Origin of the sequence: Duganella sp. Root1480D1 (genome assembly GCF_001427305.1) — a bacterium.
GTDB lineage: Bacteria > Pseudomonadota > Gammaproteobacteria > Burkholderiales > Burkholderiaceae_D > Rugamonas.
Window position 1 is genome coordinate 114,413 of record NZ_LMFZ01000049.1, and the last position, 16,877, is coordinate 131,289.

The 16,877-nt window shown below is 61.9% G+C and carries 16 protein-coding genes; 5 read left to right on the forward strand and 11 right to left on the reverse strand.

Features of this window, described 5'->3' with window-relative positions:
* Window positions 1-63: 63 nt before the first annotated feature.
* Window positions 64-975, forward strand: a complete 912-nt coding sequence (locus ASD58_RS28535) for a YihY/virulence factor BrkB family protein (protein WP_057265606.1) — start codon at window positions 64-66, stop codon at window positions 973-975.
* Here ASD58_RS28535 and ASD58_RS28540 read toward each other — a convergent pair.
* Window positions 972-2,276 carry an ATP-binding protein gene (locus ASD58_RS28540; RefSeq protein ID WP_057265608.1) on the reverse strand — a complete coding sequence of 435 codons (1,305 nt, stop codon included), beginning with the start codon at window positions 2,274-2,276 and terminating at the stop codon, window positions 972-974. The genes ASD58_RS28535 and ASD58_RS28540 overlap by 4 nt on opposite strands.
* 223 nt (window positions 2,277-2,499) lie before the next feature.
* Here ASD58_RS28540 and ASD58_RS28545 point away from each other — a divergent pair, with 223 nt between their 5' ends.
* Together ASD58_RS28545 and ASD58_RS28550 are read left to right on the forward strand one after the other, a co-directional pair.
* Window positions 2,500-3,375: a MipA/OmpV family protein gene (locus tag ASD58_RS28545; protein ID WP_057265610.1), complete on the forward strand. Its 876-nt coding sequence runs from the start codon at window positions 2,500-2,502 to the stop codon at window positions 3,373-3,375.
* Window positions 3,375-4,070: a hypothetical protein gene (locus tag ASD58_RS28550; RefSeq protein WP_229210139.1), complete on the forward strand. Its 696-nt coding sequence runs from the start codon at window positions 3,375-3,377 to the stop codon at window positions 4,068-4,070. Before ASD58_RS28545 ends, ASD58_RS28550 begins: the two co-directional genes overlap by 1 nt.
* A gap of 6 nt (window positions 4,071-4,076) precedes the next feature.
* On the opposite strand, the gene ASD58_RS28555 is transcribed toward ASD58_RS28550, so the two are convergent.
* The 7 genes from ASD58_RS28555 to ASD58_RS28585 form a co-directional block, all read right to left on the reverse strand.
* Window positions 4,077-4,757, reverse strand: coding sequence for a response regulator (locus ASD58_RS28555; RefSeq protein ID WP_057265611.1), 681 nt, complete (start codon window positions 4,755-4,757; stop codon window positions 4,077-4,079).
* A gap of 129 nt (window positions 4,758-4,886) precedes the next feature.
* Complete coding sequence (locus tag ASD58_RS28560; RefSeq protein WP_057265613.1) at window positions 4,887-6,014, reverse strand: acyl-CoA dehydrogenase family protein; 1,128 nt, start codon at window positions 6,012-6,014, stop codon at window positions 4,887-4,889.
* A gap of 9 nt (window positions 6,015-6,023) precedes the next feature.
* Complete coding sequence (locus ASD58_RS28565) at window positions 6,024-6,692, reverse strand: SDR family oxidoreductase (RefSeq protein ID WP_057265615.1); 669 nt, start codon at window positions 6,690-6,692, stop codon at window positions 6,024-6,026.
* Between the two features lie 5 nt (window positions 6,693-6,697).
* Window positions 6,698-7,897, reverse strand: a complete 1,200-nt coding sequence (locus tag ASD58_RS28570; protein WP_057265617.1) for an acetyl-CoA C-acyltransferase — start codon at window positions 7,895-7,897, stop codon at window positions 6,698-6,700.
* On the reverse strand, window positions 7,890-9,713 hold the full coding sequence (gene aceK / locus ASD58_RS28575; protein WP_057265618.1) for a bifunctional isocitrate dehydrogenase kinase/phosphatase: 1,824 nt from the start codon (window positions 9,711-9,713) through the stop codon (window positions 7,890-7,892). The genes ASD58_RS28570 and aceK overlap by 8 nt, the downstream gene beginning before the upstream one ends.
* A gap of 23 nt (window positions 9,714-9,736) precedes the next feature.
* Window positions 9,737-10,921, reverse strand: coding sequence for an isovaleryl-CoA dehydrogenase (locus ASD58_RS28580; protein WP_057265620.1), 1,185 nt, complete (start codon window positions 10,919-10,921; stop codon window positions 9,737-9,739).
* 71 nt (window positions 10,922-10,992) lie between these two features.
* Window positions 10,993-11,397: a MerR family DNA-binding transcriptional regulator gene (locus tag ASD58_RS28585; protein WP_057265622.1), complete on the reverse strand. Its 405-nt coding sequence runs from the start codon at window positions 11,395-11,397 to the stop codon at window positions 10,993-10,995.
* 48 nt (window positions 11,398-11,445) lie between these two features.
* On the opposite strand from ASD58_RS28585, the gene ASD58_RS28590 reads away from it, so the two are divergent.
* Together ASD58_RS28590 and ASD58_RS28595 are read left to right on the forward strand one after the other, a co-directional pair.
* Window positions 11,446-12,510, forward strand: coding sequence for an MBL fold metallo-hydrolase (locus ASD58_RS28590; RefSeq protein WP_057265623.1), 1,065 nt, complete (start codon window positions 11,446-11,448; stop codon window positions 12,508-12,510).
* A 269-nt stretch (window positions 12,511-12,779) separates the two neighbouring features.
* Window positions 12,780-13,190 carry a hypothetical protein gene (locus ASD58_RS28595; protein WP_028103511.1) on the forward strand — a complete coding sequence of 137 codons (411 nt, stop codon included), beginning with the start codon at window positions 12,780-12,782 and terminating at the stop codon, window positions 13,188-13,190.
* Window positions 13,191-13,399: 209 nt separating this feature from the next.
* Here ASD58_RS28595 and ASD58_RS28600 read toward each other — a convergent pair whose 3' ends face one another.
* The 3 genes from ASD58_RS28600 to ASD58_RS28610 form a co-directional block, all read right to left on the reverse strand.
* A complete protein-coding gene (locus ASD58_RS28600) occupies window positions 13,400-13,981 on the reverse strand; it encodes a UbiX family flavin prenyltransferase (protein ID WP_057265625.1) in 582 nt (193 codons plus the stop codon).
* The gene (gene grxD, locus ASD58_RS28605; protein ID WP_057265627.1) at window positions 13,974-14,291 is read right to left on the reverse strand and encodes a Grx4 family monothiol glutaredoxin; all 318 of its coding nucleotides are present in this window, start codon (window positions 14,289-14,291) and stop codon (window positions 13,974-13,976) included. The genes ASD58_RS28600 and grxD overlap by 8 nt, the downstream gene beginning before the upstream one ends.
* Before the next feature lie 234 nt (window positions 14,292-14,525).
* On the reverse strand, window positions 14,526-16,874 hold the full coding sequence (locus ASD58_RS28610; protein ID WP_057265854.1) for a Tex family protein: 2,349 nt from the start codon (window positions 16,872-16,874) through the stop codon (window positions 14,526-14,528).
* Between the last annotated feature and the right edge of the window lie 3 nt (window positions 16,875-16,877).

A 16,877-nucleotide genomic window follows, 5' to 3' on the forward strand; every position in this document is an offset into this window, starting at 1 on the left:
CCCTGGGGTCACACCCCAAGTGTGACACGGGCTCGGCTGCGGACTTCGGCGTAGAATGGGGCGATGCGAATACTCAAGCACAAGGCGGTGGCTTTTGTGCTGGCGCATCCCCTGGACTTTGCGCTCCAGTGCCTGAAGGGATTCAGGGCTAACCAGGGCTTGCTGCTGGCCGGCGCCGTGGCCTATTACTCGCTGCTGTCCATCGTCCCCCTGCTGATGCTGGTGGTGGTGGCGCTGTCCCACGTGATCCCGCAGCAGGAATTGCTGCAGATTATCGGCCGCTACCTCGAATGGCTGATCCCCGGCCAGTCGAAGGCCGTGGTGGCGGAAGTCGGCCATTTCCTCGACCACCGGGAACTGGTGGGCTGGGCGCTGGTGCTGGTGATGCTGTTCTTTAGCTCGCTGGCCTTTTCGGTGCTGGAAAACGCCATGTGCTTCATCTTTTTGCACCGCGGCAAGCTGCGCCGCCGGCATTACCTGGTGTCGGCCATCCTGCCCTACTGCTACATCCTGTTCCTCGGCATCGGCGCGCTGGTCATGACCCTGGTCGCGGGCAGCCTGCAAGTCATCGGCGAAGAGAGCGTGCACCTGTTCGGCTACGAATGGTCGCTGCACGGCCTGTCCGGCGTGCTGCTGTACATGCTTGGCCTGGCCGGCGAAGTGCTGATGTTGAGTTCCATTTACCTCGTCATGCCGGTCGGCCGCCTGTCGCTGTCACATGCCCTGATCGGCGGCGCCACCGCCACCGCGCTGTGGGAAGTCGCGCGCCATGTGCTGGTCTGGTACTTCACCACCCTGTCCCAGGTGAACCTGGTGTACGGCTCGATGACCACCGCCATCGTTGTCATGTTCAGCCTGGAGATCGGCGCCACCCTGCTGCTGTTCGGTGCCCAGGTCATCTCGGAATTCGAGCGGGTCGGCCGCGGCGAGCAGCACAAGGCGCCGCACCGCCTGCAAACCAAGACCGCCTGTTAGCCGGGCAGGGTAATCGTGAAGCGTGCCCCGCCCAGCGCGGACCTGCCCGCCACCAGGGTGCCGCCGTGCAGTTGCACCGCCTTGCGTGCGATTGACAAGCCTAAGCCGAAGCCGCCGGTATTGCGGTCGCGGCTGCGGTCCAGCCGGTAGAAGGGCTCGAAAATGCGTTCGCGCTCGCCATCCGGGATGCCGGGACCATCATCCTCGACCACCACCTGCACCACGCTGCCCATCCGCGCCGCCCCAAGGCGCACCGAGCGCGTGCCGTATTTGAGGGCGTTGCGCAGCAGGTTGCCAACGGCCCGCTCCAGCAAGCGCTGGTCGCCGCTGAACTGGCCCAGGGTGGTGCCAAGCTCCATTTCCAGCACCATGCCTTCGGAAGGCGGCAGGGTTTCGCGGCAGTGGGCCAGCGCCGAGCCGAGGTCGAACGAGCGGCGCTGCAAGTGCGGCTCGGCATCCAGACGGGTCATGCCAAGCAGCTCGTTGACCAGCTCTTTCAGCTCGCGCAGGTCGCCTTCCATGGCGTTGATGCGCTTGTCCAGCGCAGGATTCTCCGCCACATCGCGCAGCAGTTCCAGCGCGAATTCCAGCCGCGCGATCGGGGTGCGGATCTCGTGCCCCACCGAATGCAGCAGGTTGCGCTGCGAATCCAGCAGGCGTTCGATGCGGTCTGCCATGTGGTTGATGCGTTCCGCCAGCGGGTAGATGCTGTCCTTGGGCTCCATATGCGCGCGTGCCCCCAGTTCGCCGCCGCCGAAGCGGTCCGCCACGTCGGAGAGCTGCTGCAGCCCCTGCCAGTGCGCGCGCGACCATGCCGCGATCGGGATCAGCAGCACCAGGGCCACGATCAGGTAGCGCACCGCCTCCATCGACAGCGCGAATCCGATATCGATCGGCAGGTCCTGCGCCACCAACGCTTCCTCATTACTGCCGATATAGCGCTCGCCGATCAGGTCCACGCGCCGGTAAAAAGCCTTGCGGCTGATATCCAGCACCACGTCGCCGCGTTCAAACCCCGCCGCGTCGATGCCCGAAAGCTGGCGCCGCACGTCGCCCAGCGGCACCAGTTCGAATCGCACGCCGGATACTTCGCGCACCTTGTTCAGGCGGTCCAGCCATTGGTCGGCCGGCGCCTGGTCGATGTACTGCTCGAGGAGGAAGATCTGGGCCGCGGCCTGGCGCCGCGCAATCGAGTCGAGCGGGTCGCCAAACAGGCGATTGATCGCGAAATAGACGATGAATGCCGCCGCACTGATGGACAGCATCACCAGTATGAAAAAACGGAAGAACAGGCGATTCATCAAGGCGCATTGTATAAGAAACAAGGGCCTGGAGCGAATCGGCCGTACAAATTTCCGACAAAAAGCGTACAGCTCAGGGCGGATTTCAGCAGCATTTTTTTATATGATTACGCTACCGCTTGGGTGAATTCGCAACGAATTTGAGATTAGGGAGCTGAGCGTTTTAGCGGCCTGGGAAGGTATTGCAATTACAATGACCGGCTATCCCAACCGTAGACCTGATATGCGACAGTACCTGTTCCTCGCCATTGCCAGTGCCTGCAGCACAGTAGCTGCACAGACGCCGGCCACCAACCCGATGCCGGACGGCAGCCGGGATATGTATATTGGCATCGGCGCACAGTCCGTACCGCGCTACGACGGTTCCAGCGACAACCGCACCCTGCCCCTGCCGGTACTGCAGGTCCAATGGAGCAATGGCATCTTCGTCTCCGGCACTTCGCTGGGCTGGCACTTGTCGCAGTCTCCATCGATGGAATTCGGCCCGATGCTGGCGCTGTCGCCGCGCCGCGACCAGGATGGCGTTTCCTTCAGCTTCAGCGGCGTGGGCGAAGGCTCCGGCGCGCGCATGGCCTATTCCAGCCTGCGTCCCGGCGAGTTCACCGAGCGCGAACCGGTTGACGACAACCGCCTGCGCAATATGGACGTGATCAAGCGCCGCCTCCTGGCCGGTGGCTTTTTCAACTATTACCTGTCGCCCAAACTGCGCCTGACCAATACCCTGACCTATGGCAGCGGCAAGGACCGCAATGGCGCGCGCCTGCACACCGCCTTGCAGTACATGATGGAAGATGTGGCGCCCCACCATACCGTCGTGTTGTCGGCCGGCGTGTCGCTGGCCAATCGCGCCTACAACGAGACCTGGTTCGGCGTGACCCAGGATGAAGCCGAGCGCTCCGGCATCAAGGGATCGTACCGCCCTGGCGCTGGCGTGCAGGATGTGCGCGCGGGTGTGCGCTGGAACTGGGTACTGAGCCCGGACTGGATGCTGACGTCCGGCGCTACCGTCAACCGCCTGGTCGGCGATGCAAAAGACAGCCCGCTGGTTGAGCGGGCTACCAATTATTCCGTTTCAACTGCCCTGGCTTACCGATTCTGATGAATATTCTGCCCCCACTCCGCACCACGCTGCCGGCTGTATGCCTGGCGGTGGTGACTTGCGCCGTCCAGGCGCAGGAGGAGTGGGTCAGCTATCGCGACGCTTACAAGCAGATGGTGGTGTTCGCCAAATACGGCAAGCCGAAGAACTTCCTGCAGATCCATTATGAAGTCAGGCCGCGCGATCCATCGGCAACGCTGGAAGGCTTGCACCTGACGCTGACCGGCAAGAATACCCAGCTGAACTTGCCGCTGGATGCCACCGGCCGCGCCGTGTTCCCGCTGCTGAAGGCAGCTTATGACGATAATGCCGTGCTGGCGCTGAACCGCCGCATGTCCAGTTACCGCTTTGTCCCGCGTGTGACGATTATCACGCGCAACGACGGCATTTACGAATCGGCCGACCTGCAGGCAGCGTGCGAACAGGCGCTGGCCTACCAGCGTTATATCGATGCCTCCTATGGCTCAAAAAAATGCGGCGGTGTTCGTTTCGTGTTCGGCAACCGCGCGGATGCGCTAGTCCAGGCCAAGTACGGGCCGCGGGAAGCGCCCCTGCCGGTGGTGGATGGACCAGCCTTCGATGGCGAAACGCTCGGCACTTATCGCACCGCTACCTACCGCTTCGCCGACTGGTCTGCGCAGGGCCAGGTCGTCAGCCAGAATACGCCGCTGGCGATCGCCCCGCTGTTTGAATAGACGCGCTTAATTCCAGGCCGAAGGCGAGAACAGGTAGCCCTCACCCCAGACGGTCTTGATCTTCTCGCCATCCGTGTCGTCGAACTTGCGGCGCAGTTTCGAAATCGAATTGTCGATCGAGCGGTCCAGGCCATCGAACTCGATGCCGCGCATGGTCTTCAGCAGCGCATCGCGCGACAGCACGGTGCCAGCCGATTCCGCCAATACCAGCAGCAGCTTGTATTCCGTATTCGACAGCGGGCAATGCTGGCCGCGCCAGGTGACCGAGCGGTCGCTGGTGGCAATGCTCAACTGGCCGAAGCTCAGTTGATCCACTTCCGACTTGCCCTGGCGGCGGCGCAGCAGGGCGCGCAGGCGCGCCAGCAGCACGCGCGGTTGCACCGGCTTGTTGATGAAGTCGTCCGCGCCCTGTTCCAGCAGCGACACCTCGTCGTAGGAATCCTCGCGGGCGGTCATGATCAGGATCGGCACATCGCTGATTTCGCGGATCTGCTGGCTGACTTTCATGCCATCCATGCCCGGCAACATCAGGTCCAGCACCACGACGTCGGGGTTGGCCGCCTTGAAGCGCGGCAAAGCCTCATCGCCGCGCGGTACCACATCGACCTTGAACTCGTAGCCCGCCAGGTACTCCGTGACCAGTTCGGCCAGGCGCTCATCGTCTTCCACCAACATCACATGAACCATGTCTTTCTCCTTATGGCGGACATTTTATAAGAGCTACAAGCACATGGCATATATGCACTTGAAATCCGACAAAACGATACATTTTGTGAAGCGGCAGTTGGCAGAACCCCAGGCCGGTTGCGTGCTGCCTTACAGCGCGCGGGCGATCAGCAGTTTCTGGATGTCGCTGGTGCCCTCGTAGATCTGGCACACGCGCACGTCGCGGTAGATGCGCTCCACCGGGAAGTCCGCGGTATAGCCGTAGCCACCGTGGATCTGGATCGCGTCGGAGCAGACGCGTTCTGCCATCTCGGAGGCAAACAGCTTGGCCATCGCAGCCTCTTTCAGGCAGGGCTGGCCAGCGTCCTTCAACGAGGCGGCGTGCCAGATCAACTGGCGTGCCGCTTCCAGCTGCATCGCCATTTCCGACAGCTTGAACTGCACCGACTGGTGCTCGAAGATCGGCTTGCCGAAGGATTCGCGGTCGCGCGCGTACTTCAGGGCCGCCTCAAACGCGGAACGCGCCATGCCGACCGATTGCGAGGCGATGCCGATACGGCCGCCTTCCAGGCCGGACAGGGCAATCTTGTAGCCCTGGCCCGCTTCGCCGATCATGTTCGCTGCCGGTACGCGGCAGTTTTCGAACTGGATCTGGGCGGTGTCGGACGAGTGCTGGCCCATCTTGTGCTCGATGCCGGCCACGATGTAGCCCGGCGTATTGGTCGGCACCCAGAAGGCGCTGATGCCCTTCTTGCCGGCTGCCTTGTCGGTCACGGCAAACACGATCGCCACGTCGGCATGCTTGCCCGAGGTGATGAACTGCTTGGTGCCGTTGATGATGTAGTCGTCGCCGTCCTGGGTGGCGGTGGTGCGCAGGGCGGCGGCGTCGCTGCCGGTATGCGGCTCGGTCAGGGCGAAGGCGCCCAGCATTTCACCTTGCGCCAATGGACGCAGCCACTGCTGCTTCTGCTGTTCGTTGGCGTACATCATGCCGATGCTGCACACCGGGCAGTTGTTGACGGAGATCACGGTCGATGTGCCGCCATCGCCGGCCGCGATTTCTTCCAGTACCAGGGCCAGGGAAACATAATCCAGGCCCGCACCGCCGAGGTCCTCCGGCACGGCGACGCCGAAGGCGCCCAGCGCGGCCAGCTCTTTCAGCTCTTCTTTCGGGAAGTGATGTTCCTTGTCCCAGCGTGCTGCGTTGGGCGCCAGGCGTTCCTGCGAAAACGCGCGCAACGCGTCGCGGATCATTTCGTGTTGTTCGTTGAGGATCATGTTCTAGTTTTACCAGCCAATTGTTGAACCGTCGTAGTCTCGGTAGACGGCTTGTTCGGATGCGGGCAGTTCGGCCAGCACCTTGCGCAGTCCGCGCACGCTTTCTTCAACCGACAACGCGGCGCCGGCGCCGCCCATGTCGGTGCGCACCCAGCCCGGGTGCAGGGCCACGCAAGTGGCGCCTTGTGGGCCGAACTGGTGTGCTGTGTCGACCAGCACGGAGTTCAGCGCGGCCTTGCTGGCGCGGTACAGCGAGCCGGTGGAACCGTTGCGTTCGCTGAGGGAACCCATGCGCGACGACATCACGGCCAGCTTGCCGCGACCCGCGCAAACCAGCGGCGCGATGATCGGCAGCAGCCGCATTGCCGACAGCACGTTGATGTGCATGACGGAGTCGAAATCAACCTGCATCGGGAAGCCGTCGGAACGCGGGCCATACACGCCGGCATTCAGGATGGCGACGTCAAGCTGTTCGCCATCCAGTTTCCAGCCCAGGCCTGCCACGGCTTCCACATTCGTTACATCCAGCTTATGGGCTTCGGCACCCATTTCGGCCAGCATGGCGACGTCTTCCTTCCTGCGGGCCGTGGCGATCACGCGCCAGCCGTCGGCCAGGTACTGGCGAACCAGTTCCAGGCCGATGCCGCGCGAGGCGCCGATAACGAGTGCCAGCGCCATCCTGCTTACACCAGCTCGATGCCCATGGCGGTGGCTTCGCCGCCGCCGATGCACAGTGCCGCCACGCCCTTCTTGCCGCCCTGGGCCTTCAGTGCGCCGATCAGGGTGGTGATGATGCGCGCGCCGGTGGCGCCGATCGGGTGGCCCAGGGCGCAAGCGCCGCCGTGCACGTTCACCTTGCTGTGCGGGATGTCCAGGTCGTGCATCGCTGCCATTGGCACGGCGGCGAAGGCTTCATTGATCTCGAACAGGTCAACCTCGCTGACTTTCCAGCCGGTCTTGGCCAGCAGCTTCTGGATCGCGCCCACTGGAGCGGTGGTGAACTGTTCCGGGACCAGGGAGTTGGTGGCGTGGCCGGTGACCTTGGCGATCACGTTGGCGCCCAGCTTCTTGGCGGTGGACTCGCGCATCATGACCAGTGCGGCAGCGCCGTCGTTGATCGAGGAGGACGATGCGGCGGTGATGGTGCCGTCTTTGGCGAAGGCCGGCTTCAGTGCCGGGATCTTTTCGATCTTGGCTTTCAGCGGGCCTTCATCCTTGTCGATCACCACGTCGCCGGCGCGGCCGGACACGGTCACCGGAGCGATTTCCCAGTTGAAGGCGCCGGAAGCCTGCGCAGCCTGTGCGCGCTTGACGGATTCGATGGCGAAATTGTCCTGCGCTTCGCGGGTGAACTTGTAGGTCGCGGAGCACTGTTCGGCGAAAGTGCCCATGGAGCGGCCGGCGCCGGTCTTGGCGTCGCGGGTGTAGGCATCTTCCAGGCCGTCGTACATCATGTGGTCGAACATCATGCCGTGGCCGATGCGGTAGCCGCCGCGTGCCTTGGGAATCAGGTAAGGGGCGTTGGTCATGGATTCCATGCCGCCTGCCACGATCACTTCGGCGCTGCCGGCTGCCAGTGCATCGTAGGCGAAGATCGCTGCCTGCATGGCCGAGCCGCACATCTTGGACAGGGTCACGGCGCCGGCGGAAACCGGCAGGCCGGCCTTGATCGATGCCTGGCGTGCAGGCGCCTGGCCCTGGCCTGCCATCAGGCAGTTGCCGAAATAGACGTGTTCCACGGCTTCCGGCTTGATGCCGGCGCGCTCGACGGCGGCCTTGATGGCCACTGCGCCCAGGTCATTGGCGCTCAGGCTGGCGAAGTCGCTCTGGAATGCACCCATTGGGGTACGTGCTGCGCCGACGATTACGATAGGGTCATTCATTTTCAAAGGTCTCCAAAAGGGAAGGTGTTGCCTGCTTCGCTGCCTCGGGCAGCGAATCTCGGTTGCGGAAACGGACGTGCTGCGGATACGGGAACACGTCCTCAATGACGCCACTGGCGATCAGCTCTTTTTTCTTGGCCCACCAGTGAGGCGAGAGCAGGTCGGCGTGATGCTTCATAAAGTATTTTCGGATTTTCGCGTTCCCGAGCAAGAACTTGTCGAACTGCTCGGGAAACACGTCGTGCTTTCCGATGGGGTACCACGGCTCGGCGGACATTTCATCCTCCTCGTTACGCGGCGTCGGAATCACACGGAACACACAGTCCGTGACGTACTCAATTTCATCGTAGTCGTAGAAAACGACACGCTTGTGACGGGTGACGCCGAAATTCTTGTACAGCATGTCACCCGGGAAGATATTGGCCGCCACCAGGTCCTTGATGGCATTGCCGTATTCGATGATGCCGTGCTCCATTGCCGCATCGTCGCCCACTTCATCGGCATGCGACAGGAACATATTCAGCGGCACCATGCGGCGCTCGATATACAGGTGCTTGATCACCAGCTGGTCGCCTTCTTCTTCGAGCAGCGATGGCGCGAAGTGTTTCAGCTCCATCACCAGCTCTTCGCTGAAGCGGTTGCGCGGAAAGGCGACGTTGGAGTACTCCAGCGTGTCGGCCATGCGGCCCACGCGGTCGTGGTGCTTCACCAGCAGGTAGCGGCCCTTGATATGCTCGCGCGTGGTTTCCTTCGGCGGCGGATAGAAATCCTTGATCACCTTGAACACATAAGGGAAGGACGGCAGTGCGAACACCAGCATCACCAGGCCGCGGATGCCGGGCGCGATTGCGAACAGGTCGGACGAGTGCTTCAGGTGCTGCAGATAGTCGCGGTAGAAGGCATTCTTGCCTTGCTTCTGCAGGCCGAGGATGGTGTAGATCTCGCTGCGCGGCTTCAGCGGCAGCAGGTTGCGCAGGAACTGCACATAGGCCGACGGTACTTCCATGTCGACCAGGAAGTAGGCACGCGTGAACGAGAACAGCAGCACGATGTCCTGCTGCTCCGTCAGCACCGCATCCAGCACCAGCTGCCTGTTCTTGTTGTGCAGGATAGGCACCACGAATGGCAACTCGCGGCTGCCGTTGATGGCGCGGCCCACGATGTAGGCACCTTTGTTGCGGAAGAACAGGCTCGAAAGAACCTGGATCTGTGCATTCGGCTCCAGCTCGCCGAACAGGTCGGACAGCCGTTCTTCCACTAATGCCACGTCGCGCGACAGGTTGGCAAACGGTGTGTTGAGCTGGAAGTTGGTGACGATGCGCTTGAGCGTGAAGGTCAGGCCATCCTTGCCCGGGTAGTACACGCGGTAGGTCGGCGCAACTTCTTCCGTGTCGATGTACTCGGTCGATACGACCGGGCGCACGAAGATGAATTCATTGTGGAAGTAGGAGCGGTGCAGGATATTGCAGCACACGGAGTTGAAGAAGGTCTCCGCCAGCTCCGGCTGCTTGTGGCCGGACAGCATGCCGATGTAGTGCAGCTTGAGTTCACGCCACACTTCGTCGGTCAACTCGGACGGATCGTACTCGTCCTCCAGCATCTGCACGCATTCCTGCACGCGCTTGTCGTAAAAATCGATCCGTTCGCGCGCCGCGAGCTGGGCCACCGCCCAGTCGCCTTGCTCGAAATGCCGCTTGGCCGCCTGCGCCGCCTGCCGGAACAGGCGGTAGTGCTTGTCGAACCCCTCGCGGATGGTGCGCGCGATGTCGAACGCGATTTGCGACGACAGCAGCTTGGGGAAGGCGGCGTGAATCATGGCGGCCTTGCGGGCAGCTTTGCTTACTTGGTCTCGGCGAACAGCTCGCGGCCGATCAGCATGCGGCGGATCTCGCTGGTGCCGGCGCCGATCTCATACAGCTTGGCGTCGCGCCACAGGCGGCCTACCGGGTACTCGTTGATGTAGCCATTGCCGCCCAGGGCCTGGATTGCTTCGCCAGCCATCCAGGTTGCCTTCTCGGCCGAGTACAGGATGGCGCCGGCCGCGTCCTTGCGCAGTGCACGCACCTGTTCAGGCGAGGTGGCGCGGTCGCAGGCCTGGCCCACGGCGTAAACGTAAGCGCGGCAAGCCATCATGGTGGAGTACATATCCGCCAGCTTGCCCTGCATCAGCTGGAATTCGCCGATCGGCTGGCCGAACTGCTTGCGGTCGTGGATGTAAGGAACCACAGCGTCCATACAAGCCGACATGATGCCCAGCGGGCCGCCGGACAGCACGGTGCGCTCGAAGTCCAGGCCGGACATCAGCACGTTGACGCCCTTGCCCAGGCCGCCCAGCACGTTCTCGGCCGGCACTTCGCAGTCTTCAAATACCAGCTCGCCGGTGTGGGAGCCGCGCATGCCCAGCTTGTCCAGCTTCTGGGCGATGGAGAAACCTTTGAAGCCCTTCTCGATCAGGAACGCGGTCATGCCGCGCGGGCCGGCTTCGATGTCGTTCTTGGCGTACACCACCAGGGTGTCGGCGTCCGGGCCGTTGGTGATCCACATCTTGGTGCCGTTCAGGACCCAGCGGTCGCCCTTGAAGTCGGCGCGCAGCTTCATCGACACCACGTCGGAACCGGCGTTCGGCTCGGACATGGCCAGCGCACCCACGTGCTCGCCGGAGATCAGCTTCGGCAGGTATTTCTTCTTCTGTTCTTCAGTGCCGTTGCGCTTGATCTGGTTGACGCACAGGTTGGAGTGCGCGCCGTAGGACAGGCCCACCGAAGCAGACGCGCGGGAAATTTCTTCCATCGCGATGATGTGGGCCAGGTAGCCCATATTGGCGCCGCCGTATTCTTCGGAGACAGTAATGCCCAGCAGGCCCAGTTCCCCCATCTTGCGCCACAGGTCCATCGGGAACTGGTCGGTACGATCGATTTCAGCGGCGCGCGGGGCGATCTCGGCGGCGGCAAACTGCTGTACCGCTTCACGCAGGGCGGCGATGTCTTCGCCGTGATCAAAGGTCAGGCCTGGGAGATGGAGCATGTCTTCCTCTATTGGTGTTGGGTATTGAAGCGCAAATGATACGCCTGAGTGACGTTAACGTAAACGTCAACTCAACCAGCAGTCGTTTGCTTTTCAGCAAGTGCCGCCAGCAGGCGCCTGCACTCTTCCTCGTGGGTAGCGATCTCTTGCAGGGACATTTCAATGTCTTCGCGCTGTTGTTCCAGCGTTTCGCGGTGTTGCGACAGCACGCCCAGGAAGCGGTTCATCTGGGCTTCGGTGTCTTTCGGCGACTCGTACATGTCGACCAGGCTCTTGATCTCACTCAGGGACAGGCCGATGCGCTTGCCGCGCAGGGTCAGCTTGAGGCGGGTGCGGTCGCGTGGTGTATACACGCGGTTGCGGCCGCCGGCGCCTTCGCGCGAAGGCGCCAGGAGGCCTTGGTCCTCATAGAAACGGATGGCGCGCGGTGTGATATCGAACTCGCGGGCCAGTTCGGTGATGGTGTAGGTCGGCATGGCTTACAATGGATCTTCCGTTTACGTAACGTCAATCTATTGTACGCCATGAACCCGCTCGAATCCCAGCTTGACTATCCATTAGGCGACACCCTGCCGGCCAGCGGCACGGTGCTCGAAGTCGCGCCCGGCGTGGCGTGGATGCGCCTGCCATTACCGTTCGCCCTCGACCACATCAACCTGTGGCTGCTGCGTGAGGCAGGCGGCTGGAGCGCGGTTGATTGCGGTGTGGCGCTCGATGCCAGCAAGCAGGCCTGGAATGCCGTGCTGGCCGGGCCGCTGGCGGGCCAGCCCTTGCAGCGTGTAGTGGCCACTCACTGTCATCCTGACCACGTCGGGCTGGCGGACTGGCTGTGCCAGCGCTTCGGCGTTTCGCTCTGGATGACGACCGGCGAATATGCCTTCGCGCGCATGATGTCGGCGGCCCTGCCGGGTGTGGACGGCCCTTCTGCCGTGCCGCACTTCGAGCGCCACGGCCTGGCCGACCCCGACATGCTGGAAAAGATGCGTTCGCGGAAGAGCTATTACCCATCGCTCGTGCCCTCGGTACCGGCTTCCTATGTCCGGCTGCAGGACGGCCAGTCGATCCTGGCCGGTGGCTGCAGCTGGCGCGTGATCACGAGTTCCGGCCACTCGCCGGAGCACGCGGCGCTGTATTGCGAACAGCTCAATGTGCTGATTTCCGGCGATATGGTCTTGCCGCGCATCTCCACCAACGTTTCGGTATTTGCCGTCGAGCCGGAAGGCAACCCGTTGCAGCAATACCTCGACTCGCTCGAGCGATTTGCCGGCCTGCCGGATGATGTGCTGGTCCTGCCATCGCACGGCCGCCCCTTCCGCGGCCTGCACACCCGCATCAGGCAGTTGCGCGATCACCACGAAGCCCGCCTGGCCGAGGTGCTGGCCGCCTGTGCCGACCAGCCACGCTCTGCGGCTGAGATAGTACCAATCATGTTCCGCCGGCCGCTGGACGCCCACCAGCTCAGCTTTGCGCTGGGCGAAGCGCTGGCCCATCTGCATAAGTTATGGCGGGATGGTATCGTGCGCCGGGATACCGGAAATGACGGCATCATAAAATTCATAAAGGCGCATAAAGTTACCGTCGGTCCTTAATACCAGCCGACCGGTCGACAACAAAGACGGCCCCTAGGTTTGTAGTCGCAAATCAACTTTATTTCTAAAGTTGTAACCGATTATTTGTCGTCCTGACAAGTAGATTCTGCTAATTTTCACCAATTTGACCGAAAGAAATTCGGGGTGGCAGAGCAGGAAATCGGGCAGTCTGTAGCGCCAATTGTTAATTGTTGTTATCTACAATTGTCACAATTGGTCTGATGGTTCTAGAGACTGACATTCATGTTGTGACATGAAATAGTGCAACTATGAATTCTTCGAACGAACGTGAAAGCTTCAGCCAGCGACTCCAGCAGGCTTTGAAAAATGCCCACTACTCTCCGGACAGCCCTACCCGGCTGGCGAGAGAGTTCAACATCAGGTTTGAGGGCAGGCCGATTACGGTCCACGCGGCCCGAAAATGGCTGGTTGGAGAGGCAATTCCGACCCAGGAAAAGCTGCGCATGATTGCGCAGTGGCTTGGCGTTCCTGCTGAATGGCTGCGCTTTGGCGGTGCCGAAATCGAGCACCATAATGGGGACACGAACGGTAGCAACCTGGCCCGTTTCGAGTCGGCCGACGTCAAATTGATCGCTGATTTGCAACGGCTGGATGACCATCACAAGCAAATTGCGCGCGAATTTATTCGCATGCTCGTCAGGGTCAACTACCAAAAGTAACAGAACGACACTATTTGTCCTGCGCAAAACGGGGCAAATAGCTTTCAAAGTTGCGTCCGGGTTTCACTTAGCGCGCCGGCTCCCGGCCTGCCTTCCGCGGGTATCAAAATGATGTTTTTGATACTGCCAGCATGGTGTCCCGCCATGTCACAAACGACCATACCACTTTGTAACAAACTTGATACATCGGCCCGCAAAGGCGCATGTTTTCAAGGGTTCATGCCATTCCAGCGAGGGGCCAGATTGTGACATATGCCGAATAAGTCGATCACGCGGGCCACGGTGTGGTCCACCATTTCATCGATGGTTTTCGGCTGGTGGTAAAAACCAGGCAATGGCGGGAAGATAATGCCGCCCATCTCGGTCACGGCGGTCATATTGCGCAAATGCGCGAGGTTGAAAGGCGTTTCGCGCACCATCAGTATCAGGCGGCGGCGCTCTTTCAGCATCACGTCGGCGGCGCGGGCAATCAGGTTGTCCGACAGGCCGTGCGCGACGGAGGCCAGGGTTTTCATTGAGCAGGGCGCAATCACCATGCCGTCGGCCTGGAACGAGCCGCTGGCGATGGAAGCGCCGATATTGTTCTGCTTATGGACGACATGGGCCAGCGCTTCGACTTCCTTGCGCTGCAAGCCAGTTTCCTGGTGGAGGGTGAGGACGGCGGCGTCGGAGATGACCAGGTGGGTCTCGACGCTTTGGATATTGCGCAGATGTTGCAGCAGCCGCACACCATACACGGCGCCGGTGGCGCCGGTGATGGCAATGACCAGCCGCTGCGGGCGATCAGCCATTGTTGTCCAGCAGGGCCTTCAGTTCGCCGGATTCATACATCTCGGACATGATGTCGGAGCCGCCGATGAACTCGCCGCGCACATACAGCTGCGGGATGGTTGGCCAGTTCGAATATTCCTTGATGCCCTGGCGCACTTCCGGATCGTCCAGCACGTTGACGGTGGCGATGTTCTCAACGCCGCAAGCTTTCAGGATCTGGATGGCACGGCCGGAGAAGCCGCACTGTGGGAACTGGGCGGTGCCCTTCATGAACAGCACGACAGGGGTGTTGGTCACGGTTTCTTTGATCCAGGTTTGTACGTCGCTCATTGCATTCTCACTGCTAAGGATTGGAATCCCGCCATTTTACCGCGAAACGGCGCTTTGCCAGATGACGCAGGTCATGTCCGGCCGCCACCAACAATTCGGGGTCAGGTCTGTCATTCGGACAGCTAGCGCCACCATTTGATCTGCATCAATACCGAATTTAGCTGCTTTTCGCGTATTGATATAAATCAAAGGATAGCGATACCTGTCCAAAAGACAGACCTGACCCCGAATTTTTTAGCTGCGCAGCTTGGCGAAGGCGGCGGCCATCGAGCTTTGCTGGGCTGGCTCGCGGGATTGCTGCTTCTGCTGCTGGCCCATGGCGCGGCGGTCGTTGCGGTCGCCGCGTTGTTCGGGACGCGAGCCGGCCGCCGGTGCGCTGTCGCTCAGGCGCATGGTGAGGGCGATGCGCTTGCGCTTGGCGTCCACTTCCAGCACCTTGACCTTCACCACCTGGCCTGCTTTCACCACCGTGTGCGGGTCTTTCACGAAGGTGTTCGACAGCGCGGAGATGTGCACCAGGCCGTCCTGGTGCACGCCAATGTCGACGAAGGCGCCGAAGGCAGCCACGTTGGTCACCACGCCTTCCAGGATCATGTCCACGCGCAGGTCGCTGATCTCCTCCACGCCTTCCTTGAAGGTGGCGGTGGTGAATTCGGGACGCGGGTCGCGGCCCGGTTTTTCCAGTTCCTTGATGATGTCGGTCACGGTCGGCACCCCGAACTTGTCGTCGGCGTACTTGGCCGGCGACAGCGCTTTCAACAGCTTGCTTTCACCAATCACGCCGCGCACGTCCTTCTGGATGTCCGCCAGGATCTTCTCGACCACAGGATAAGACTCAGGGTGCACCGCCGATGCGTCCAGCGGGTTCTCGCCGCCCATCACGCGCAGGAAGCCGGCCGCCTGTTCGAAGGTCTTGTCGCCCAGGCGCGGCACGTTTTTCAGCGCTGCACGGGAGGCGAAGGCGCCCTTCATGTCGCGGTAAGTGACAATGCTCTGCGCTACGCTGGTGGACAGGCCGGAGACGCGCGCCAGCAGCGGCGCGGAGGCGGTGTTCACGTCGACGCCAACCGCGTTCACGCAATCTTCCACCACCGCGTCCAGCGAACGCGCCAGCTGGGTTTGCGATACGTCGTGCTGGTACTGGCCCACGCCAATCGACTTCGGATCAATCTTGACCAGTTCCGCCAGCGGGTCTTGCAGGCGGCGTGCGATCGAGACCGCGCCGCGCAGCGACACGTCCAGCTCCGGCAGTTCGCGCGAAGCGTATTCGGAGGCGGAGTAGACCGATGCGCCGGCTTCCGACACCACAATCTTGGTCAGCTTCAGCTCTGGGCATTGCTTGATCAGGTCCTGTGCCAGCTTGTCGGTTTCGCGCGAGGCGGTGCCGTTGCCGATCGAGACCAGCGACACATTGTGCTTGGCGGCCAGCTGCGCCAGGGTGTGCAGGGCGCCGTGCCAGTCGTTGCGCGGCTGGTGTGGATAAATGGTTGAGGTATCCACAACCTTGCCGGTGGCGTCGACCACGGCAACTTTCACGCCGGTGCGCAGGCCCGGGTCCAGGCCCATGGTGGCGCGCGGGCCGGCCGGCGCGGCCAGCAGCAAGGCTTTCAAATTGGTAGCGAAGACGTTGATGGCGTCCAGCTCGGCTTTTTCACGCAGGGCGCCCATCAGTTCGGTTTCCAGGTGCATGAAGGATTTCACGCGCCAGGTCCAACGCACGGTGTCGGCCAGCCATTTGTCGGCCGGGCGGCCGGCTTGCTTGATGCCGAAACGGGCGGAAATGCGGCTTTCGCATGGGTTATGCGGGGCATCCCACTTCGGTTTTTCTTCCTCCGAATCCAGGCGCAGGGTCACGTCCAGCATGCCTTCCCGGCGTCCGCGCAACAGTGCCAGGGCGCGGTGCGACGGTACGGCGGCCAACGGCTCGGAATAATCGAAGTAATCGGCGAACTTTTCACCCTCTTCTTGCTTTCCATCAACAACTTTGGACTCAACTACGCCATGATCTTGGACATATTCGCGCAGCGATTGCAGCAGGGTGGCGTCTTCCGCGAAGCGTTCCATCAGGATCTGGCGGGCGCCGTCCAGGGCCGCTTTCGCATCGGCAACACCAGGATTCTTGCCGTCGGCAGTCTCGAAGGCTTCGCGCAGGTAGCCGGCGGCTTGCTCGTCAGGATTCAGGCTCGGGTCGGCCAGCAGGGCGTCGGCCAGCGGGGCCAGGCCGGCTTCGATGGCGATCTGGGCCTTGGTGCGGCGCTTTTGCTTGTAGGGCAGGTAAAGGTCTTCCAGCCGGGTCTTGTCCTCTGCGTGCATGACCGCATCTAGCAGCTCCGGCGTCATCTTGCCCTGCTCGTTGATCGAGTTGACGATCGCTGCGCGGCGTTCTTCCAGCTCGCGCAGGTAGCGCAGGCGCTCTTCGAGGTTGCGCAACTGGGTATCGTCCAGCCCACCGGTCGCTTCCTTACGGTAGCGGGCGATAAAGGGGACGGTGGCGCCTTCGTCCAGCAGGGCGATGGCGGCGGCGACCTGGACCGGCTTGGCGGCCAGTTCGAGGGCGAGGCGTTGTTCGATAGAAGGCAGCATTGC